A 21743-nucleotide genomic window follows, 5' to 3' on the forward strand; every position below is an offset into this window, starting at 1 on the left:
TTGTTCTAAAATTGTTCTTGCATATTGAGAACGAATGTCGTACATTCTCTGGGCATTGCATCACGATCTGTGCTGTGAAATAAGGGAGCTGCGACATGTCTGTTACACGTCTTAAAGTAGTTGGGCAGGACGATATGGATAAGAACAAGGCTCTCGAAGCGGCACTCAGTCAGATCGAACGGGCGTTCGGCAAGGGCTCGGTGATGAAGCTCGGCCAGCAAAGCGCGGATCAGGTGGATGTGGTGTCGACCGGCTCGCTCGGGCTCGACATCGCGCTTGGCATCGGCGGTCTGCCGCGTGGCCGTATTATCGAGGTTTATGGACCGGAAAGTTCGGGCAAGACCACGCTCGCGCTGCAGGTGGTGGCCGAGGCGCAGAAAAAAGGCGGCGTTGCGGCTTTTGTCGACGCCGAACATGCGCTTGATCCCGTTTATGCGCGCAAGCTTGGCGTTGATGTGGATGAATTGCTTATTTCCCAGCCCGACACCGGCGAACAGGCGCTTGAAATCACCGATACGCTGGTGCGGTCGGGAGCGATCGACGTGCTGGTGATCGATAGCGTCGCCGCCCTGGTGCCGCGCGCTGAAATCGAAGGCGAGATGGGGGATAATCACGTTGGCTTGCAGGCCCGGCTGATGAGCCAGGCGCTTCGCAAGCTCACGGGGTCGATCTCGCGGTCGAAATGCATGGTCATCTTCATCAACCAGATCCGGATGAAGATCGGCGTCATGTATGGCAGCCCGGAAACCACAACCGGCGGCAATGCGTTGAAATTTTATGCCTCCGTCCGTCTCGACATCCGCCGCATCGGCGCGATCAAGGACAAAGAAGACATCGTCGGCAACCAGACCCGCGTCAAGGTGGTCAAGAACAAGATGGCCCCACCGTTCAAGCAGGTGGAATTCGACATCATGTATGGCGAAGGCATCTCGAAAATGGGCGAGCTTATTGACCTTGGCGTCAAGGCTGGCGTGGTCGAGAAGTCGGGCTCCTGGTTCTCCTATAGTGGCGAACGCGTCGGACAGGGCCGCGAAAATGCGAAAAAATTCCTGCTCGAGAACAAGGATATGGCCACCCGCATCGAGGCCGACATCCGCAAGAGTGTCGGGTTGCTTGATAAAGCGCTGCTGGTCGGGCCGGACAGCACGGATGACGAGGCTTTCGAAGACGCCTGATCCGAAGACGCCTGATCCGAAGACGCCTGATCCAGAGAGCGGTTTTTTTCATGTCATAAGCAAAGCAGACGACAGCCATCGCCTGTTTTGTTCCACGGGAGAGCTTCCGGTGGGCACGTCCTCCTCGTCGTGTCTTCCGGGGGTTCTTTCCTTTCTGGCCCCTGTGCGGGGGAGCGCGATCCGAGGATCAAAGCCTCCGATTCTATCGTCATTGCGAGGCGGAGCCGAAGCAATCCGGCCTATCTGCCATGGGGTTCAGGTGTCTGGGTTGGCCGAAGGTCTGGATCGCCACGCCGCTTACGCGGCTCACGATGACGAGGGTGGAGGGGGGCTGTTGGGAACAGCGTCTGTTCGTTGGTGGTTAGCCTGTGTCCGTCATTGCGAGGAGGAGCCGTGGCAATCTATCTTCGCACCCTTCAGTTCCGTGTCTGGTTTGACCAAAGCCTCTGGATCGCCATGTCGCTTACGCGGCTCGCGATGATGGCAAGGGTCCCCCTTGTCATTGCGAGGCGAAGCCGAAGCAATCCAGTCTTATAGTGCCGGAGGGTTCTGGATCGCCTGTGCTGCTTGCGGGTTGCGATGATGGGGGGCGGCTTTGCTGGACAGGGCGGTGTGCAGCAGGTAAATAAATCGGTCGGAAAGGCCGGGTTGGCCGGGTTAAGGTGGGTCCGAGGGGGCTGGTGCTGAGGCGCTGCCGTCCGTGGTGGGCCATAGGGAACAGGTATAGATGAAGACGGTCAGTGATATTCGCGCGGCGTTTCTGGATTATTTCAGCCGCAATGGACATTCGGTGGTGCCGAGCGCCTCGCTCGTGCCGCACAACGACCCGACGCTGATGTTTACCAATGCCGGCATGGTGCCGTTTAAAAACGTTTTCACCGGTGCCGAGACGCGGCCTTACAACCGGGCGGTGTCGAGCCAGAAATGCGTGCGCGCCGGCGGCAAGCATAATGACCTTGATAACGTGGGCTATACGGCGCGCCATCATACCTTCTTTGAAATGCTGGGGAATTTCTCCTTTGGTGATTATTTCAAGGACGAGGCCATCACCCATGCCTGGACGCTGATCACCAAGGAATTCGGCCTGCCGAAGGACAAGCTGCTGGTCACGGTTTATCATGACGACGATGTGGCGTTCGATCTTTGGCGCAAGATCGCCGGGCTGCCGGAGGAGCGCATCATCCGCATCGCGACCTCGGACAATTTCTGGTCCATGGGCGACACTGGGCCTTGCGGGCCATGCTCGGAGATTTTCTTTGATCATGGCGCGGGCATTCCGGGCGGTCCGCCCGGGTCCCCGGATGAGGACGGTGACCGCTTTATCGAGATCTGGAATCTCGTGTTCATGCAATATGATCAACAGCCGGGTGCGGGCCGGGTGCCGCTGCCGAAGCCCTGTATCGATACCGGCATGGGGCTTGAGCGTATTTCGGCCGTTATGCAGGGCGTGCATGACAATTATGATATTGATCTGTTCCAACGCATCATTCAGGCCTCGGCCGATCTGACCGGCGTCGACCCGCGCGGGCCCCATGGGGTCTCGCATCGCGTGATCGCCGATCATCTGCGGGCCAGCTGTTTTCTGATCGCTGACGGCGTGCTGCCGTCGAACGAGGGGCGCGGCTATGTGCTGCGCCGGATCATGCGCCGGGCCATGCGCCACGCCCATATGATCGGGGCGCGCGAGCCCTTGATGTATCGTCTGGTGCCGGTGCTGGTGGCGGAAATGGGCGCGGCCTATCCTGAGCTGTTGCGGGCGGAATCGTTGATCCGTGAAACTCTGCGGCTTGAGGAAGAGCGCTTCAAGCAGACGTTGGAGCGCGGTTTGAAGCTGCTCGACGAGGCGCTCTCTGGAGTTGCGTCGGATGCGGCCTTGCCGGGTGACGTGGCGTTCCGGCTTTACGATACGTTTGGTTTCCCGCTCGATCTCACGCAGGACGCGCTGCGGGCGCAGGGCCGCACGGTGGACCTCGACGGCTTCAATACCGCCATGGCGCGGCAGAAGGCGGAGGCGCGGGCGGCCTGGGCCGGGTCCGGCGAGGCGGCGACCGAGTCGGTCTGGTTCGATATCCGCGAGCGCGTGGGGGCGACGGAGTTTCTCGGCTATAACGCGACCGTGGCCGAAGGTGCTGTGGTCGCTATCGTCGTGAACGGAGCCGAAGTGAGCGCGGCCAAGGCCGGGGATGAGGTGGCGGTGATCGTCAACCAGACTCCGTTCTATGGCGAATCCGGCGGCCAGATGGGCGACGTGGGCGTCATGCGCGGCGAGACTGTTGAAATCGCCGTGCGCGATACGGCGAAAAAGCTCGGTGCGCTTCATGTGCATCTCGGGCGGATCGAGCGCGGCAGCCTTAAGGTCGGTGACGAGCTTGAAATGGTTGTGGATGACGAGCGCCGCAATAAATTGCGCGCCAATCATTCGGCCACCCATCTGTTGCATGAGGCGCTGCGGCGGACGCTTGGCGATCATGTGACGCAGAAGGGGTCGCTTGTGGCGCCGGAACGGCTGCGCTTTGATATGAGCCATCCGAAAAGCCTCTCGGCCGAGGAAATCGACGCTGTGGAGACTGAGGTCAACCGGCTGATCCGGCAGAACGACGCCGTATCCACCCGCGTGATGACGCCGGACGATGCCATCAAGGCCGGGGCGCTCGCGTTGTTCGGGGAAAAATACGGCGATGAAGTGCGGGTTGTGGCCATGGGTCATAATTCGGACGCCGACAGCAATTTCTCGGTCGAGCTCTGCGGCGGGGTCCATGTGGCGCGCACGGGCGATATCGGGTTTTTCCGTATTGTCGGCGAAAGCGCTGTGGCGTCAGGGGTGCGCCGGATCGAGGCTTTGACCGGCGAGGCGGCTCGGCGGCATGCGGTGGATCAGGAGGCGCGGCTGAAGGAGGCGGCGCAGCTGTTGAAAGTGGCGCCGACGGATTTGAAGGATCGCATTCAGGCCATTCTTGATGAACGCAAGCAGCTTGAGCGGGATCTGAGCGAGACCCGCAAAAAGCTCGCCATGGGCGGCGGCTCGCAGGAAGGTGCTGCGGTGCAGGAGATCAACGGCGTGAAGTTCATCGGCCAGCTGCTGGACGGTGTGCCCGCAAAGGACCTGCGCGGTCTGGCGGATGCAGCGAAAAAGCAGCTTGGGTCCGGGGTTGCGGCCTTTGTGGCGGTGAATGACGGCAAGGCGGCGCTACTGGTCGGGGTGACCGATGACCTGACGGCGCGGTTCAGTGCGGTCGAGCTGGTGCGCGTGGGTGCGGAAGCGATTGGCGGCAAGGGTGGCGGCGGGCGTCCCGACATGGCGCAGGCGGGCGGCCCGGATGGGGCGGCGGCACAGGCAGCCATCGACGCAATCGTGGTGGCGCTTGGGGCTTGAAGATTTTGACATTTCGGAAAAAGGCCGGGCGAAACCCGGCCTTTTTTATGTCTAGTTTCAGATCTGCGGGGCGGCGGTCAGGCGCGGAACCAGAAGCGGGCGCGGTTGTTCTGACTGTGGTCATCGATTTGCCGGGCGTTGTCGGGATTGAAGGCGGCGTGCTCGTAATAAAGATCGGTTAGCCGTGCGTTCTCCGCAAGCTCCTCATCCTTGCTGAGGAAGTCGTTGAAGGCACCCTTGCGCAGCTTCCCGGCACCGGTCAGGTACAGGTTCCGTTGCGGGCCATAGATGAACGGCTCGGGCGCGAGCAGCACAGTTCCGGCATGAGGACCATAGAGCGGCACCCAGCTGCTGCCGTAGGCTCCATAGAGCGTCACCTTGCTGGTGCATAAATTTTTAAGCTCGCTGATGAAGGGCACACAGGAATTGCCGCCAGAGTCCTTGTCGCGCACGGATTCGCAGCTCGCGAGGATGCCGTAACGAAAGCGCTCATGCTCCAGCACCTGCTTGACGAAGAGTATGTAAAAGGTCTGGGCGCTGATATTGGAGGTGGCGCATTGCCCCTGTTGCAGCGGCAGCGAGATCTGGATTACGCCTGGCCCGCCATGGGTCTTGTTGATCCAGATGCCGTTCCAGTCGTTGTACAGACGCGGGCTCTTCATGGAGAGGGGATTCTTGAAGATGCGGGTCAGATTGATGAGCTTGTTTGGCCATTGTGACACCGGAATGCCATGGCGCACGGCCATGAGGGCCGCCCGCAGATGACCGCCGTTGACCAGGAGTTCGTCGCGTTCCGTATCGGTTATGAGGCCGATCTTTTCATTATAGTCCGAGCAATAGCTGATGAGAGGATAGTGCCCGGTATCGATAATCTGGATATTCTCGCGGATGAGAAATTCCGCCATGGCGCGATGTTCGGGATCGGAGGGAAGCTCGTTGTCATGAAGCATGGCCGGTTGTCCTGTTGGAGATGATCCTGCCGGGACGACGGCTTAGGGCCGGGAACGTGATAGCAATGGTCATAAAAAAGGCCCCGATTGCTCGGGGCCTTTTCGCATGGAGTGGTGTGGGCCTTAGTTGGCCAGTTTCTTTTGCAGGTTTTCGTCGATTTTGTCGAAGAACTGCTCGGTGGTGAGCCAGGCTTGGTTCGGGCCGACGAGGATGGCGAGGTCCTTGGTCATGGCGCCGGATTCTACGGTTTCGACGCAGACGGTTTCAAGCGCTTCGGCGAAGCGGATGAGGGCGGCGTTGTTGTCGAGCTTGCCGCGATGCTTGAGGCCGCCGGTCCAGGCATAGATGGACGCGATCGGGTTGGTTGAGGTCTTTTGACCTTTCTGATGCTCGCGGTAATGGCGGGTGACGGTGCCGTGGGCGGCTTCGGATTCGACCGTCTGGCCGTCCGGGGTCAGAAGGACCGAGGTCATGAGGCCGAGCGAGCCGAAGCCCTGGGCCACGGTGTCGGACTGCACGTCGCCGTCGTAGTTCTTGCAGGCCCAGACGAACTTGCCCGACCATTTGAGGGCCGAGGCCACCATGTCGTCGATCAGGCGATGTTCGTAGACGATGCCGATTTCTTTGAACTTGGCGGCGAATTCGGCCTGATAGACCTCTTCGAACAGATCCTTGAAACGGCCGTCATAGGCCTTGAGGATGGTGTTCTTGGTCGAGAGATAGACCGGCCATTTGCGGGCGAGGCCATAGTTCAGGCTGGCGCGGGCGAAGTCGCGGATCGAATCGTCGAGGTTGTACATGGCCATGGCCACGCCGGACGACGGGAAATCGAACACGTCATGTTCGATCGTGTCCTTGCCGTCTTCGGATTGCCATTTGATGGTGAGCTTGCCCTTGCCGGGCACCAGGAAGTCGGTGGCGCGGTACTGGTCGCCGAAGGCATGACGGCCGATCACGATCGGGTCGGTCCAGCCCGGAACGAGGCGCGGCACGTTGGTGCAGATGATCGGCTCGCGGAACACGGTGCCGCCAAGAATGTTGCGGATGGTGCCGTTCGGCGACTTCCACATTTTCTTGAGGTTGAATTCTTTTACCCGGGCTTCGTCGGGTGTGATGGTGGCGCATTTGACGCCAACGCCATGTTTCTTGATGGCTTCGGCGGCGTCGATGGTCACCTGATCGTTGGTGGCGTCGCGGTGTTCGATGCCAAGGTCATAATACTGCAGGTCGATATCGAGATACGGCAGAATCAGGCGATCCTTGATCCAGCCCCAGATGATCCGGGTCATTTCATCGCCGTCGAGCTCTACGACGGGATTTTTTACGGTGATCTTTTGCATATATGGGTTCCTTTTGTACTGGCCCAATCTTTTTTGGCCCGGACTCTCTGCGCGTGACTGTTAGCAAATTCTTGGAACGGATAGATGTTCGTTAAACCGGCCGCACCTTAAGCATTTCCACGATGAAATTCAATGAGGGCTGTGCGCAGGTGCGCGGCGGCGATGAAATCAGAACAGATCCTCGCGGTCCGGGCGGCTTGCGGGCGGGGCGGCGCGGAGGGCCGGCAGGATGGCGTCGATGCTGTCGACCACCTGATAGAGCCGGCCTGTGGCCGGGCTTGCGTAGCCTGCGGCGATCACATGGTCGATGAGGGCGAGGAACGGGGCCCAGTAATTCTTGAGATTGGCGATGATGATCGGCTTGTCATGGAGGCCGAGCTGACGCCAGGTGATGACCTCGATCAGTTCGTCAAGGGTGCCGATGCTGCCGGGAAGGGCGACGAAGGCGTCTGATTCTTCGAACATTTGTCTTTTGCGGCTGTGCATGTTCGGAACCACATGGAGCTCGGTCAGGCCGGTCTGGGTGATTTCATGATGGTCGAGATGGCCGGGAATGATGCCATTGACCGCGCCGCCCGCAGTGAGCAGACTACGCGCCAGAAGCCCCATGAGACCGACTGCCCCACCGCCATAGACAAGACGGATATTTTCACTGGCAAGCTTGCGGCCAAAGGCTTCTGCGGCCAGGGCAAAGTCGGGATCATTGCCGGTTTTCGAGCCGCAATAGACGCAGAGGGAACGCAGTTCGAGCCGAGCGGTCATGGATTTCAGTCTTTCTCGTTGAATGACGGTTCTTTTTTATAGCCAAACAGTTATATCCTCTACTACCTTCGCGTCATCTTTTATGCACGGATCATTCAGGTGACGAGCAACGACCCTAAACAGTCCCGGCGGAACGGGAAGCTATCAGGCGGCGGCTGGAAACGCTTGCTCATGATTGGCTTTGCCGTGCTCGTGGTTCTGGCCCTGTGGGCGGTGCTGGCGCCGGAGCGGCGGGCGGTCCCGGGCGCAGGTGCGCGGTCCGACGCGGATATTGCGGCCGAGGCTGTGCTGCCTGACGGTCAGAGTCAGCCGCCGAGCTTTGATGTGGTGCGGGTCAGCCGGGAAGGAACCGGCGTGATCGCCGGGCGCGCTTCGCCGGGCGCCAAGGTGACGATCCTTGCCGATGACAAGGCCCTGAGCGAGGTTCAGGCCGATCGGCGCGGCGACTGGGCCTTGATTTTTGACAATCCATTGCCGAGCGGCGGCACCCGGCTCAGCCTGAGCGCGCGCCGGGCGAACGCTGCGCCTGTGGTGTCAGAGGACGAGGTGATCCTGTCGGTGCCGGCCCCGGCCGTGGCCAAGCCGGGTATGAAAACCCCGGCGCGGGAAACCTTTGTCGATCCCGTGGATGAGGGCGTTATGGCGCTCAGGGTCAAACGCAGCGCGAGTGAGGACGGCAGTCTGTTCGCAAGCGAAGTGTTGCAGCGGCCAAGCGCCAGCGCCGATTACCTCAGTGATGTGACGCTTGATGTGGCCGACTATGATGGCACCGGGGCTACGGTGCTCAATGGGCGCGGCAAGCCTCGCTGGGATGTGCGGCTTTATATTGATAACGTCTTCGCAGCGGAGGTCCAGGTCGGGGATGACGGACGCTGGATTTATCCCATGCCGAAGCCATTCGATGACAAGGATCACCGGGTCAGGGTCGATCAGGTGACCGATCGCGGCGTGGTCGAGGCGCGGGTTGAGCTTGGGCTGCGGCTGGTGCATGTGCCTTTGACGGCGGCGGGCAAGGCGGGCTATGTGATCAGCGAAACTGTTGGCGACGATGGCCGGATGTGGCGTATCGCCTATCTGCGTGACGACGACAGCACGGCAAATGTGCTGGTCATCGGTTCCGATCGCAAGCAGATCCGCGATGTGAAAACCATCTATCCGGGGCAGAATATGGATTTGCCCGCCAGTGGGCAGGGCCGCAGAGGCGATAGCGGATCGTAAGCGGACGGAAAGCCGGGCGGGATGCCCGGTTTTTTTATAGGGCCTGGCTTTTTTTATGGAGTATCGGGCAGAAGCAGCCCGTCATAGGCTTTGAGCAACGGTTTCAGTTGCAGGAGCGAAATGGCGATGGTGTGCAGAAGGGCTTCGGGCGTGAGCGGACCCTTGAAGCCGGTGACGGCATGAAAGCGGGCGCGCCCGTCGCGGGTCAGCTCATAGACGCCATCTTTGAGTTTATAGGTCGCAGAAAGTTCGGCGAGGATGGTGGCGCGCGCTTCCGGGTCTTCGGCGCTGTAGGGCAGGCGACCGAGCGTGGCGGTGAGATCAAGGAGATGCTCGTCCGCTCCGGTGCCGTGGTCGATTATCCCCTTGAAGGCGAGACCGGCCCAGTTGAAGCTGAAATGTGCCGGAAGGGTCAGCTCATGGCTGAGGGTGGGACAGTCGGGGCCGCGCTGCAGTTTGGTGAGGATTTGTTCGATTCCGCTGTCTCCATCGGCAGAGCGCAAATCAAGGATCGTTTCGGAGGCAACCTCGGGAATGAACATAGAAGCCTCTGGCCCTCTGGAAAGAATGACTTATGGTTTGGTTCCTAAATCACCACAGGGCTATTAACATCCGGTAAAGTCCTTGCAGCTATCAGGTCAGAGATTGGAGTTAAGACGCCCGTGCGTTCCATGAATAGCGATCCGCAACCCTCCGAAAACAGCGAGCACAGGCGTACGCTCAAGGCGCTGATGCCCTATCTTTGGCCACATGGGCGGCCGGATTTGCGGTTGCGCGTGATCCTCGCCATGCTGTTTCTGGTCGCCGCCAAGCTTGTGGGGGTCTATGTGCCCTTCATCATGAAGGCGGTGGTGGACCATCTGACCGCGCCGCAAATTCTGGTGGCGCCGGTGGCTTTGATCGTGGCCTACGGGGTGCTGCGGATGTCATCGGATCTGTTTGGCGAGCTGCGCGACAGTATTTTTGTCCGCGTCGGGCAGAATGCGCTTCGGGTGATCGCCTTGCAGACGTTCCGGCATCTGCATGCGCTGTCGCTGCGCTTTCATCTGGAACGGCGCACCGGCGGGCTTAGCCGGGCTATTGAGCGCGGGATCAAGGGCATTGATTTTCTGCTGCGGTTTACGCTGTTCAATATTCTGCCGACGCTGTTTGAAATCGGGCTGGTGACCGGGATTCTTTATGTCAAATTCGGGTTCTGGTTCGCCGCCGTCACCTTTGGCTCGATCGCGTTTTATATCACCTTTACCTTTTCGGTGACGGAATGGCGGTTGAAATACCGCCGCGAGATGAATGCTCAGGATACCAAGGCCAACACCAAGGCGGTCGACAGTCTGTTGAATTATGAAACCGTCAAATATTTCGGCAATGAAGAGCATGAGGCCCGGCGTTATGACGAGGCGCTGGCCGGCTATGAAAAGGCGGCGGTGCGCAGCCAGACCACCCTGTCCTTGTTGAATGTGGGGCAACAGGGCATCGTGGCGCTGGGGCTGGTGACGGTCATGATCATGGCCGGTTACAAGGTGCAGGCGAAGGAGCTGACGGTTGGCGATTTCGTCATGATCAATGCGCTGGTGATGCAGCTTTATATGCCGCTGGATTTCCTTGGCTTTGTTTATCGTGAAATCAAACAGTCGCTGGTAGACATGGAATTCATGTTCCGTCTGTTGAAATCGGAAACCGAGATCACCGACAAGCCGGGGGCGAAGCCTTTGGTGCGCGAGGGCGGGGCGGTCACGTTCGAGCATGTGAATTTTCATTACGAGCCACGGCGGCCGATTTTGAAGGATCTGTCCTTTCATGTGGCGGCCGGGCAGACGCTGGCCATCGTCGGGCCGAGCGGGGCGGGGAAATCGACCATTTCCCGCATTCTGTTCCGGTTCTATGACATCGCGGACGGCAGCGTGCACATAGATGGCCAGGATATCCGGGGCGTGACGCAGGATTCCTTGCGTGCGGCCATTGGCGTCGTGCCGCAGGATACGGTGCTGTTCAATGACACCATCGGCTATAATATTCGCTATGGCCGCCCGGATGCGACGGATGCCGAGGTCGAGGCGGCGGCCCGGCTGGCCCATATCCATGAGTTTGTGGAGGGACTGCCAGATGGTTATCAGACCATGGTTGGCGAACGCGGGCTTAAGCTTTCGGGCGGGGAGAAGCAACGGGTGGCCATTGCCCGTACGATTCTGAAGAACCCGTGCATTCTGCTGCTGGATGAGGCGACCTCGGCCCTTGATACCCATACGGAACGGGAAATCCAAAGCTCGTTCAAGGATGTCGCGGCCGGGCGGACGACGCTGATCATTGCCCACCGGCTGTCGACCGTGGTCGATGCCGATCAGATTCTGGTTCTCGAAGCCGGGCGGGTGGTGGAACGCGGCCGTCACGAGGCGCTGCTTGAGGCCGATGGCGTCTATGCCGCCATGTGGCGACGGCAGCAGGAAGCGGCCGAAGCGCGCGAGAAACTTGTGGCTCTGGATGAGGTGGAAGCGAGCGAAGAAGCGCTTGCGGAGGGCTGAGTTTGGGGGCTTGGCACGGGTCGGCCCGGGGTCGGAAGCGGGAAAGCGTTGATAGCGTAGGGGTTCTGCATTAAATAGAGGGAACGTGGAGCTTGGGCCTTGTCCGCTCCGAATGAAGATTTGTAAAGGATTCGAGAGCGTTATGGACACAATCATGTCGGTGCTGACCCCCATTCATCGTGAGGGGCATAAGTATCTGGTCCTGTTTGCGCTTGTGACCTTGCTGCTGTTCCTGGTGTGGACGCCGCTCGGGTGGATCGGCGTTATTTTCACCGCCTGGTGCGCTTATTTCTTCCGCGATCCGGATCGCGTGACGCCGACCCGTGCCGGGCTGATCATCGCTCCGGCCGATGGACTGGTGCAGAGCGTGACCGAAGCCATTCCTCCGGCCGAGCTTGGCATGGGCGAGCATCTGCGGCCGCGTATCAGCATTTTCATGAATGTGTTCGACGTCCATGTAAACCGCGTCCCCGCCGATGGGGAGATCACGCAGGTGGCCTATACGCCGGGTAAGTTTCTGAATGCCGACCTTGAAAAGGCCAGTGAGGATAACGAGCGGAATTCGATCCGCATGACCACGCTTGCGGGCAAGGACATCGCCTTCGTGCAGATCGCCGGTCTTGTGGCGCGTCGGATCGTGTCGGAAATCGAGCCCGGGCAGAAGGTTCTGGCCGGGGAACGGTTCGGGATCATTCGCTTTGGCAGCCGGGTTGATGTGTATCTGGATGAGGGCCTGAAGCCGTTGGTGTCGGTGGGGCAGCGCACTATTGGTGGCGAAACGGTGATTGCCGATGGCCAGAGTGAAGAACCCCAGCGCCATGGTGCGGTGCGCTGACGTCAGGGTGAGGGGAGTGAAGGCTGGATTGCTTCGCTTCGCTCGCAATGACAGAAGCCATCTCACCCGTCATTGCGAGCGCAAGCGAAGCAATCCAGGAACTATGTGGATGAAAGCTGCTCTATGAAATCGCGTGCCCGTCTCAGGATAATGCCCCGCCGCAGTCTGGCGCCCAATGTGGTGACCGTGCTGGCGCTTTGTGCCGGGATGTCGTCGATCAAATTCGCGCTGTCCGGACGCTGGGAAATTGCCGTTGGGGCGATTTTCCTTGCGGCTTTGCTTGATACCCTTGACGGGCGGGTGGCGCGTATGGTCAAGGGCACCTCGCGCTTTGGCGCCGAGCTTGATTCGCTGGCCGATGTGATCAGTTTTGGCGTGGCTCCGGCCGTGCTGATCTATCTTTGGACCCTGAGTTCGCTTGGCGGCATCGGCTGGGTGCTGGCGCTGGCTTTTGCCGTCTGCTGCGCCCTGCGGCTTGCGCGGTTCAATGTCATGAGCACGGACGATCAGCCGCCGTCGGCCTTTTTCGTTGGCCTGCCGTCGCCCATGGCTGCCGGGCTTGCGCTTTGGCCTTTGGTGCTGAGCTTCCAGTTCCCGGATTCTGTATTGGCCCGTCCGGCGGCGGTTGCGCCCTATGTGGCGCCCTATTTCGCTTTGGTGGGGCTGTTGATGGTCAGCCAGATTCCGACCTTTTCGCTCAAGCGGCTTAAGGTGCAGGGCGATTATATGTTGCCGGCGCTGCTGTTCGTCGGGCTTTTGGCGGCGTCGCTCAGCGTTTATACCTGGGAGACGGTGTCGTTTGCCTGCTTTGCCTATCTGGTCTCGATCCCGTTCAGCCTGCGGGCGGGACGGCGGCGGGAGCGTCTGGATGAGGCGCTTGCAGCGGAGGCGGTGGTTGAGACCAAGCCGGATGTGGCCTCAGGTGATATCGTCAAGGAAGACCCGCCTGTGTTCCCCGAGCGGGACGACAAGAGCCCACGTCTTCCGCTCCATTAAGCGGCCGTTCCACGACTGTTTCTGACCGGTTGTTTGTTGACATGGAACCACGTATGAAACGATAGTTTCTATGTGAGCCAGTCGGCTGCGCGTTATGGGAAGGGGCGGTTATGAATACGGAATTGCCGGTTGAGCAGGCTCCATCGGACACGCGCGAGGGCTCCCGGCGGGATCAGGTGCGGGACCGCATCCTGGACGTGGCCGAACGCATGTTCGCGAGCCAAAGCTTTGCCGGGGTGTCGATTCGAAATGTCACCGCCGAGGCCGAGGTCAATCTGGCGGCGGTGAATTATTACTTCGGGTCGAAGGCCGGGCTTTTGAAAGCCGTGTTCCTGCGCCGGGCGGCTGATCTCAACCGCGAGCGCATCGGCCAGTTGCAGAGCTTTTTGCTGGAGCATGACGCGGTGCAGGGGCAGGACAGCCGTCTGCCGCTTGAACCGATTCTGCGGGCGCTGCTTGGGCCGTCGGTGCGCTGGCTGTTCAATCCGGAACGCGGATTAAAGGTTTTTATTCATTTTCTGGCGCGCTGTCAGATGGAGGAAGAACCCGAGCTTAAAGCTTTGTTTTATCAGGATGTAGACCATCTGCGGCGGTTTGTTCCGGCGCTGCGCCGGGCGCTGCCGGGGCTGCCGGACGCAGAAATTTATTGGTGTATGCATTATGCTTTGGGTACCATGCACTACACCTTTACGCATCTTGAACGGCTGAAAATGATTTCGCGTGGTGCTTGCGATATCACCGATCCTGAGCAAGTGGTTGGACGGATGATCGAATTTTGTCTGGCCGGTTTTCGGGCCGCGGAGTCCCGTGGCGTTCGCGTCACAGATGTGCCATAAAGCGGCCATCAACCCGTCATGATGAAGGGGTAGAAGCTCCAAAGTGCCGGAGCGCTGTTGGGTCTGCGTTTGTTCGGTCACCTGAATTGGAGCATCCGCATGAGCGTGCCATTGCACCGTCTGTTTTCGCCTTTGTTGTTCGCCTTTATGCTGTCGTTTACCGCGGCTGTGCTGACGGCTTTGCTGTCGCTCGGCCATGACAGACTTGCCCCTCTATGGCCAGCACTCAGCCTTGTGGCGGCTTTGCTTGTAGGGGCGGTCGGGATCGGCCTTTATTGGCGGTTTATCCCCAAAGATTAGCGGTAGGCGCATTAAAAAAGGCCGGGTTTTTCCCGGCCTTTTTTCTATTAAATCGCCCGATAGGCGCGGAGGTCGGCGAGGATGCGGTTGACATGTTCCTCAAGGGTGAGGGCCGAGGTTTCGGCTTGTTGCGAGGCCGCATGGACGTCGGCTGCGAGATTATCAACCTGGGCGGTTTCCCGCGCCACATCGGAAATATTGCTGGAAACGTCGCGGGTGCCGGTGGCCAGATCCTGAATGTTGTGGCTGATTTCCGAGGTCGTGGCGGATTGTTCGCCAACCGAATCGGCGATGGCGAAGGAGATCTGTTCGATTTCCTCGATCACGCTTTGAATGCTGCTGATGGCGCTGACGGATTCTGTGGCCGCGGATTGAATGTTATTGACCTGATTGCGGATTTCGTCAGTGGCCCTCGCGGTCTGGTTGGCGAGCGATTTGACCTCGGAGGCGACAACGGCAAAGCCGCGACCGGCCTCCCCGGCACGGGCCGCCTCGATCGTGGCATTGAGCGCGAGCAGGTTGGTTTGACCGGCGATATCGGAAATAAGCTTCAGGACCTTGCCGATTTCGCTCGCGGTTTTGGTCAGGCTTTCGACCACGGTGGCGGTGCGTGCGGCTTCGCTCACGGCGCGTTCTGTGATCAGCTTTGATTGGTTGGCCTGGCGGCCGATCTCATGGACGGAGGCGGCCATTTCCTCGGTGGCTGACGCGACCGTCTGGACATTGAGCGAGGCCTGTTCCGAGGCTGAGGCCACCTGCGCCGATTTATGGGTCACGCGGCCGGCGGCTTCGGAGACCCCTTGGGCCGCATTCAGCACCGATTTGCTTTGCGCGCGGACCTCGCCGATGGTGGTGCGGACTTCGCTTTCGAGGCGATTGGCGATGTCGATCACATCTGCATAACGCTTGTCATTGGCGGCGTCGATATAGAGGGTGATGGCAAGCTCCATATCGAGCATCAGGGCGCGGCTGATGGCGGCGAGCATGCGCGCCGCCTTATCGCCATCCTGGCCATAGATGTCGTGCACCACTGCGGTCAGCATGCTCAGCATCATGCTATAGGCGCCGATGTACCAGCGCGGGCTGAGACCTACGCGGTAATGGGCCTGGCCGATGGCGATGGCGCGGTTGAAATAGGCGTCGTCGAACGAGGCGTTGAACAGATCGGCCCAATGGTTGCTTTGTGCGCGTTTCAGTTTCGGCAGATTGGCTTTGCCAAGGAGAGCGCCAAGTTCCGGCCATTGCAGCAGATGATCGTAAAACCGATCGAGCATATCAGGGAGTGCGGTGGCGAGATGCGGCTGAAATTCCTGCAGCAACAGTCGGGTGGCATGATCGATGCCCATAAAGCTCAGGCGGCTTTCGCGATCGTAGGTGGTTATTCCAGGAGAGACGTCGGCAAGTGCAGCACTGGAGAGAGACATCGTTATGGTACCTCGTTCGGGTCTTGTCAGAGCCCCAACCTAGGCGGCGTTCCTTAACAATGGGGTAACATGTGGCCCTTGTTATGAGGATATTCGAGAGAATTTTCGCCAAATTGATCTGGATCAAAAAAGCGCCGGGGACTTTGTGTCACCGGCGCTTCAGCATATCGCACGGGGGGAGATCACGGGGGGTGTCTATGCGATATGCTATCGATTGAATCCATTGTTGGCTTGCATGAAATAGCCGAGAACCTGATCGCCGATGAGGGTCAGAACGCCGATGATCGACAGCGCGATCAAGGCCGCAATCAGCCCATATTCAATGGCGGTCGTGCCTGACCTGCTGGCGCATAAATGGGAGAAAAACTCGGTGATTTTAAGCTGCATTTCAATGTCGCCATGTTGCTGACGGAGACCGTGATCTCGAGTGGTGCAGCTGCATCGCACTGGGGTTTTTACGCGTTATGCAGCCTGCGTCCTTGCGGTCAGTCTATGGCGGAGAATGGAAAGATTTTGTTAAGGAATGGGTACAATTTTCCTAAATTAAACTCTCCCCATGCCGACATCAGAACAGGAAATCCCAGCGCCCTTCGATGGCCGCGGACAGATGGGCGTCACGCAAGCTGTTCGGCTGATTGTCCTGAGCGCGCAGGGTGACCTTGAAGGCTCCCATGTCGGTAGGCACATCGACGGAGGCTTCGACTATATTTACTATTTTGCGGTTCATGCTGCCGCTGTTGAGCACCAGGACAGCATCATCCAGATTCAAGGCCGCATGGTGATATTTCAACCCGTAGCGCACATTGTTCGGCGCATTCAGGGACAGCATCAGGGATGTTAAATGGCTGTCGTTATCCTGACTGGCCCCGACCGATTTGCCACGATAGCGGTAGCCATAGAGAAAGATGTAATGATCATACATCATATTATATTGATTGTGGCCGGTGAGCAGTTCGCTGAGCGCGACGGTATTGGCATATTCGCCAACCAGACGCATGGACCAGCCGGGCTTTTGAAGCGGGGCTGCCACGGAAAAACCTGCCAGATAGGATGTGCTTTTGAAGAGGGTGGTTGAGGAGGAGTCTTCGGCGTAGAGCTGCCCGTAGATGCTGGAGGTGATCGTCTTCATGCGCCAGCCATAGCGAAAATCCAGGCCGGACATGACGTTGCCCGGATCGGTGAGGGGATCACCGGAATTAATATTCTCGCTCAGCCCAGCAACGCCGAAATTTGTCAGGAATTGTTTGAAGTTGCAAAGGCGTCCTTCACCGCAGAATTGAAAATCATGAAACATCCCGATTTCAAGACGACGGGTCGGGTTGAAGCTGAGCCGTATATTCGCCAGCAACGGATTTTTATAATCGGTGCGTGGACCATTCATGACGGCTATCGAGCTGCTCAACTGCCAGGGGCCGAGCCAGCGCAGCACCGGAAGATCAATCGGTTTCGGATTGTTGCGCATGAAGCCCATGCGTGGCATGGGGCGGGCATTGTTTGATAAAATCAGGCTGCTGGCCCAGCCGGGCCCCCACCATTGATCGATAGCGCCGGCATAGAAAATCCAGTTGCCGACCAGTTGCGCCGCGTAACTTCCATCGAGTTTCCAGCTCCCGCCATGGGTATCGAACTGACGTCCGGCTTGCAGTTTGACGAAGGTGCTGGACCATTGATGTTGCGCACTCACGCTGAGGTCGAACTGGTCACGTGCTCCGGCGCCGAAATCGCGTAAAAAGGATTCTTTGTTGGTTACGGCGATGTTGCCGCCGAGACGGGTGCGATTGAAGTCCTCTTCAACGGGGAGATAGCCGCGCACCCTTTGCAAGGCTGCCATCACATGGGGCGGCAGGGCCATGTCCCCGGCGGTGTTGAGGTCGCTGGCCAGTTGGCCCCAGGGGATGGGCCAGGTTGTGATGGGGCCATGAATGACATCAAAATCAGCCAGCAATTCGATATCGCCACGGAGCCCGAGATCATTCATAGGTGTCCAGGGATCGGCATAAGCCGTATTTCCAGAAAACATGACAGCAAGGACGGCTGCCTGGAGAATACGTTTCAGACTGTTATGGCGCACCGTGGCTTCCTTGTCTCAGGATTTTTACATCTGAGAGAGATGCCATTATTAACCACGGCCGGTCAAGTCGGATTGCTCGCAAAAGCAGGCACGCTTGGCGTTTGATGACACGCTGGAGACGGTCATTATGTCTGGCCCACATGCACCGATGCAGGTTTTTTGATTAATCGTTGCCGCTGGTGTCCTGGCAGGTCATGTCCGGTTTACCGGCTTGCTCGATGAAAACCTCCCGTCCTTTGTTCCAGAGCGTGGTCTGCTCGTCACTGTAGCGGGCGCCGGATGCGGATACGACCTGGGGCAGGCTGAGGCTTTGGCCCGCGAGGCTAAAGTCAGCGCGTTGATCATGGAACCGCACGGTCAGATTGTGGCCGTCGGGACAGGAAAAGGTCACAATAGTGTCGACGAGTGACGGGAGAGAGCCTGCGGGGGATGTCTCTGTGGTGGGGGCGGGGGTTGTCGCGGGGGCGGGGGCTGTCGCGGGTGCGGGTTCGGTTTTTGGCGTTTCTTTGGGGCGATCGCAGGCGACAAGAGCCAAGGTCAGGGCGACGGGAAGAAGAATGCGGACTTGCATTGTATTCGCTCCTCAAGCTGGATGAAACGCGGATTTCACAAACTGAGAAACTACAAAGGGACAGCCGTTAGTTTGGCTGTCCCCGTGTCACTTGGCAAATTATTTTGGTAACTACATGCAAAGACTGTACGCAGAGCCTGCGATCAGATCGCTTCTTTCAGTTCCTTGGCGGCACGGAAAGCGATTTTCTTGCTGGCTTTGATCTTGATCTGTTCGCCCGTGGCAGGGTTGCGGCCCATACGTGCGGCACGCTTGCGAACCTGAAGGACGCCAAGGCCGCTGATGCGGATGCGCAGGCCTTTTTTCAGGTTTTTGACAAAGTGATCAATCATGTCGTTCAAAAGCATTTCGGTCTGCTTTTTGGCGAGGCCATGCGTTTCGGCAAGAACAACGCCGATCTGCTTCAGCGTGACGGCGGTCGCGTTCGCCTTGGGGGCGGCGGCCTTCACGGTTTTGGCAGCAGCCTTTGGAGCAGCTTTGGCTTTCGGAGCAGCTTTGGCAACAGCTTTCGGAGCGGCTTTTGCTTTGGCGGCAACCTTTGGAGCAGCTTTGGCTTTTGCCGCAACCTTAGGAGCAGCTTTTACAGTCGCTTTTGGAGCAGCTTTTGCAACGGCCTTAGGTGCAGCCTTGGCCGCGGCCTTCGGGGCAACAGCTTTGGCGGCAGCTTTCGGAGCAGCTTTGGCTTTGGCCGGAGCAGCCGCCTTGGCTGCCTTCGGAGCGGCCTTTGCTTTTGCAGTAGGTTTGGAAGCAGTTTTGGTCGCCATAACAGGATGTCCCTTTAAAGTGATCCCATAATTAGAGAATCACGCTTCAATGCCGGAAGCAAGTAGAAAAAGCAAGTATACCGGGCATTTCCTCGTATCTTTCCATGTAATCGACTTGGAAACGGTCAATAAAGACAGGCGTTTTTGTGGCGGTTCGTCTCCGGCGCGATCTCGGGAGACAAAAAAACCGGCCATCACCATGGCCGGTTTTCTGCTTAGAAAAGATCAGGAAAGATTAGAAATTGACGGCGGCGCGGACACCGAATGTGCGTGGCCGGGCAACGAAATATGCGAGCGGATCCTGAACCGAATTGATCGCGTCATAAAGCGCGAGCTTGTCCGTCAGGTTTTTGACATAGGCGGTGACCTGCCAATGTCCGGCTGCGATGCTCGCTTGCAGATCGATGAGCGTATAGCTTGGGAGATGCACGTTATACGCATCTTCGGTGCGGAACAGCGTATCGGTTGCACCGCGATAGGTGAGGTCGCCGCGGACCGATGCGGTGAGAGCGTCAGTCAGACCCCAGCTATATTCGATGCCACTGCCGAACTGCACTTTCGGGACGTTCGGAACTCTGTCGCCGGACAAGCCGAGGATAGAACCCCCAGGGAAATCCTGGGTCAGGCGTGCACTCTGCCACGACCCGCCGAAGCTGATATCGAGACCACGGATAGGGCGCACGCTCACTTCAACTTCAGCGCCATCGACCGATGCCTTGCCCGCATTCTGCACGAACGGGAACGGTGAGGAGGGGTTGAAGTCGCCGACCTGAATATCGCGCCAACGGATCGCATAGAAGGCGCCGTTGAAGGTGATGCGATCATCGGCCATGCGTGATTTCCAGCCGAGTTCATAGCTCCACAGGTTGTCGGGGCCAAAGCTTGCGGGCACGTTGACACTGGCCGGGTTGATGGCGTTGTCATTGGTGCCGCCGATACGGAAGCCCTGAGCCGCCGTGGCGTAGATCATCAGGTCATCCGTTGCCTTGTAGGAGGCATTGAAGCGGAAGGTGGTCTTGTGGTGCTTGGTTGCGACCGAGAAAGCAGGGTTGTTGTTCGGCGGGAAACCGACAAATGGTTTCGTCTCCACGGCGTCCGAGGTCAGTTTGTATTGGAAATAGCGAGCGCCGACGGTCAGGGTCAATTTGTCGGTGGCGCTGAAGTTCAGTTCGCCGAACACCGCTTCCTGATTGAGGCTGTCATGTTTGGCACGACCGAACACGGCGGCACCTTTCGGGCCAATATAGAAGTCGGTGTGTGGATCCCAGGGACCAACGGGCAGACCGTTCGCGCCGACGCCGAGCACTTCTACTTCAAAATTCGATTTTTCGCGCGACAGGAAGCCGCCGGCTACCAGTTGCAAGGGGCCATCGAAACTTGAGGAGAAGCGCACTTCGTTCGACCAGACATCGCGGGTTTGCGGCTGAAAGGTGAGCGCCGCGGCGGGCGTGCCGTATATGGAAGTGGCCGGGGCACCGAGCGCGAGCACGATCGGGGTCGAGTCAAAGCGATAGTCGATATCGCGTTTGAAATAATTTGTGGTGGCGAGGAAGCTGCCGAAGCCCGCATCATATTTGGCAACCGCGCTATAGATCTGAAGATCTTCGTCCCAATTGTTGACGGTGAAATCCTGATTGCTGTAGTTGCCCCTGACCGGCAGCGGCGCGAAGCCCGGACCGGAATTGATCAGGATCTGTTCATAGGCCGGTTGCAGTTCGCCGAGATTGACGCGCGAGGAGCCGCCCGATTTGCGTTTCTGATAAACGGCCATGCCGGTCAGGCTGAAATTGTCGGTCAGCTGGCCTTTGATCATCAGACGGCCGCCGGTGGTGTGGTTGCTGTTGATGTCATTGAGGCCAAGCCGGACATTGTCGACGAAGCCGTCGTCCCGGGTCATCCAGGCGACGCCGCGCACGGCGAGTTTGTCCTCGACGATCGGCAGATTGATCGCGCCGTTGGCGCGATAGCCCTGGCCGCCGCGATGGATGGTCAGCGCCTCGACCTCGGCGCGGCCGCTCAGGGTCTGAAGGTCCGGATCGTTCGGGATATAGCGCACGGTGCCGGACATGGAACTTGCGCCAAAGAGCGTGCCTTGCGGGCCCTTCAGGATTTCGATGCGGGCAAGGTCATGCAGTTCGATATCAGCCTGACGGCCACCGCCGTCCTGCTTGTTGCTGCCGGTGATGATGGCTTCGCCGAAATAGACGCCGGTGGTGGCTTCACCGCGCGAATTGACACCACGGATGACGAATTTGCGGTCGCCCGGTCCCTGATCCTGAAACGCGAAGCCGGGGATTTTGCCGGCAACCTGGGTGAGGTCCTGGGCACCGAGCGTATTCAAGAGATTGCCGGTGAAAGCCTGCACCGTGACGGGGACGGTTTGCAGGGTTTCTTCGCGCTTGGTGGCGGTGACGATGATCTCTTCGATCTTGAAGGGCTCGTCGCTGGCGGCATATGCGGCCAGTGGCGCGGTGAGGCTGGTGGAGGCTAAAATAACGGACAGAAGGCAGGAATGATGAGCTCGCATGGTGTTCCTCACTGGTTAGGGCTGTGACCTTTTTATTCTTAATTCCTTAGATGGAATGAGGAGCATTTTAGCTCAAATTGC

At 58.8% G+C, this 21743-nt stretch carries 18 protein-coding genes; 8 read left to right on the top strand and 10 right to left on the bottom strand.

Features of this window, described 5'->3' with window-relative positions; translation table 11 throughout:
- Window positions 1-95: 95 nt before the first annotated feature.
- Complete coding sequence (gene recA, locus NYP16_RS04675; protein ID WP_274942949.1) at window positions 96-1175, top strand: recombinase RecA; 1080 nt, start codon at window positions 96-98, stop codon at window positions 1173-1175.
- A gap of 727 nt (window positions 1176-1902) precedes the next feature.
- Entirely contained in the window at window positions 1903-4548 is a 2646-nt protein-coding gene (gene alaS / locus NYP16_RS04680) for an alanine--tRNA ligase (RefSeq protein WP_274942950.1), read from the top strand.
- 77 nt (window positions 4549-4625) lie between these two features.
- Here the strand turns inward: alaS and NYP16_RS04685 are convergent, their stop codons facing one another.
- The 3 genes from NYP16_RS04685 to NYP16_RS04695 all read right to left on the bottom strand — a co-directional run bounded on the left by NYP16_RS04685 (window position 4626) and on the right by NYP16_RS04695 (window position 7601).
- Window positions 4626-5498: a hypothetical protein gene (locus tag NYP16_RS04685; protein WP_274942951.1), complete on the bottom strand. Its 873-nt coding sequence runs from the start codon at window positions 5496-5498 to the stop codon at window positions 4626-4628.
- A gap of 123 nt (window positions 5499-5621) precedes the next feature.
- On the bottom strand, window positions 5622-6839 hold the full coding sequence (locus NYP16_RS04690) for an NADP-dependent isocitrate dehydrogenase (RefSeq protein ID WP_274942952.1): 1218 nt from the start codon (window positions 6837-6839) through the stop codon (window positions 5622-5624).
- A 168-nt stretch (window positions 6840-7007) separates the two neighbouring features.
- On the bottom strand, window positions 7008-7601 hold the full coding sequence (locus NYP16_RS04695) for an LOG family protein (protein WP_274942953.1): 594 nt from the start codon (window positions 7599-7601) through the stop codon (window positions 7008-7010).
- Window positions 7602-7700: 99 nt separating this feature from the next.
- Here NYP16_RS04695 and NYP16_RS04700 point away from each other — a divergent pair, with 99 nt between their 5' ends.
- Window positions 7701-8819 (top strand): hypothetical protein, encoded by a 1119-nt coding sequence (locus NYP16_RS04700; RefSeq protein WP_274942954.1) that lies wholly within the window; start codon window positions 7701-7703, stop codon window positions 8817-8819.
- A gap of 53 nt (window positions 8820-8872) precedes the next feature.
- Here the strand turns inward: NYP16_RS04700 and NYP16_RS04705 are convergent, their stop codons facing one another.
- Window positions 8873-9361, bottom strand: a complete 489-nt coding sequence (locus NYP16_RS04705; protein ID WP_274942955.1) for a hypothetical protein — start codon at window positions 9359-9361, stop codon at window positions 8873-8875.
- Window positions 9362-9490: 129 nt separating this feature from the next.
- On the opposite strand from NYP16_RS04705, the gene NYP16_RS04710 reads away from it, so the two are divergent.
- From NYP16_RS04710 to NYP16_RS04730, 5 genes are all read left to right on the top strand, one after another.
- Complete coding sequence (locus NYP16_RS04710) at window positions 9491-11338, top strand: ABCB family ABC transporter ATP-binding protein/permease (RefSeq protein WP_274942994.1); 1848 nt, start codon at window positions 9491-9493, stop codon at window positions 11336-11338.
- Between the two features lie 112 nt (window positions 11339-11450).
- The gene (locus tag NYP16_RS04715; RefSeq protein WP_274942956.1) at window positions 11451-12173 is read left to right on the top strand and encodes a phosphatidylserine decarboxylase; all 723 of its coding nucleotides are present in this window, start codon (window positions 11451-11453) and stop codon (window positions 12171-12173) included.
- A 123-nt stretch (window positions 12174-12296) separates the two neighbouring features.
- A complete protein-coding gene (pssA, locus tag NYP16_RS04720; RefSeq protein ID WP_274942957.1) occupies window positions 12297-13169 on the top strand; it encodes a CDP-diacylglycerol--serine O-phosphatidyltransferase in 873 nt (290 codons plus the stop codon).
- Between the two features lie 110 nt (window positions 13170-13279).
- Window positions 13280-14005, top strand: a complete 726-nt coding sequence (locus NYP16_RS04725) for a TetR/AcrR family transcriptional regulator (RefSeq protein WP_274942958.1) — start codon at window positions 13280-13282, stop codon at window positions 14003-14005.
- 99 nt (window positions 14006-14104) lie between these two features.
- Complete coding sequence (locus NYP16_RS04730; protein WP_274942959.1) at window positions 14105-14305, top strand: hypothetical protein; 201 nt, start codon at window positions 14105-14107, stop codon at window positions 14303-14305.
- 47 nt (window positions 14306-14352) lie between these two features.
- On the opposite strand, the gene NYP16_RS04735 is transcribed toward NYP16_RS04730, so the two are convergent.
- The 6 genes from NYP16_RS04735 to NYP16_RS04760 all read right to left on the bottom strand — a co-directional run bounded on the left by NYP16_RS04735 (window position 14353) and on the right by NYP16_RS04760 (window position 21662).
- Window positions 14353-15729 carry a globin-coupled sensor protein gene (locus NYP16_RS04735; protein ID WP_274942960.1) on the bottom strand — a complete coding sequence of 459 codons (1377 nt, stop codon included), beginning with the start codon at window positions 15727-15729 and terminating at the stop codon, window positions 14353-14355.
- 207 nt (window positions 15730-15936) lie between these two features.
- The gene (locus NYP16_RS04740; protein WP_274942961.1) at window positions 15937-16116 is read right to left on the bottom strand and encodes a Flp family type IVb pilin; all 180 of its coding nucleotides are present in this window, start codon (window positions 16114-16116) and stop codon (window positions 15937-15939) included.
- A gap of 178 nt (window positions 16117-16294) precedes the next feature.
- Complete coding sequence (locus NYP16_RS04745) at window positions 16295-17800, bottom strand: capsule assembly Wzi family protein (RefSeq protein ID WP_274942962.1); 1506 nt, start codon at window positions 17798-17800, stop codon at window positions 16295-16297.
- 163 nt (window positions 17801-17963) lie between these two features.
- Window positions 17964-18371 (bottom strand): MliC family protein, encoded by a 408-nt coding sequence (locus NYP16_RS04750; protein WP_274942963.1) that lies wholly within the window; start codon window positions 18369-18371, stop codon window positions 17964-17966.
- A 143-nt stretch (window positions 18372-18514) separates the two neighbouring features.
- Complete coding sequence (locus NYP16_RS14490; RefSeq protein WP_346742470.1) at window positions 18515-18820, bottom strand: HU family DNA-binding protein; 306 nt, start codon at window positions 18818-18820, stop codon at window positions 18515-18517.
- A gap of 550 nt (window positions 18821-19370) precedes the next feature.
- The gene (locus NYP16_RS04760) at window positions 19371-21662 is read right to left on the bottom strand and encodes a TonB-dependent receptor (RefSeq protein WP_274942965.1); all 2292 of its coding nucleotides are present in this window, start codon (window positions 21660-21662) and stop codon (window positions 19371-19373) included.
- Between the last annotated feature and the right edge of the window lie 81 nt (window positions 21663-21743).

The organism is Govania unica, from assembly GCF_027920805.1.
GTDB classification, from domain to species: Bacteria; Pseudomonadota; Alphaproteobacteria; order Sphingomonadales; family Govanellaceae; genus Govanella; species Govanella unica.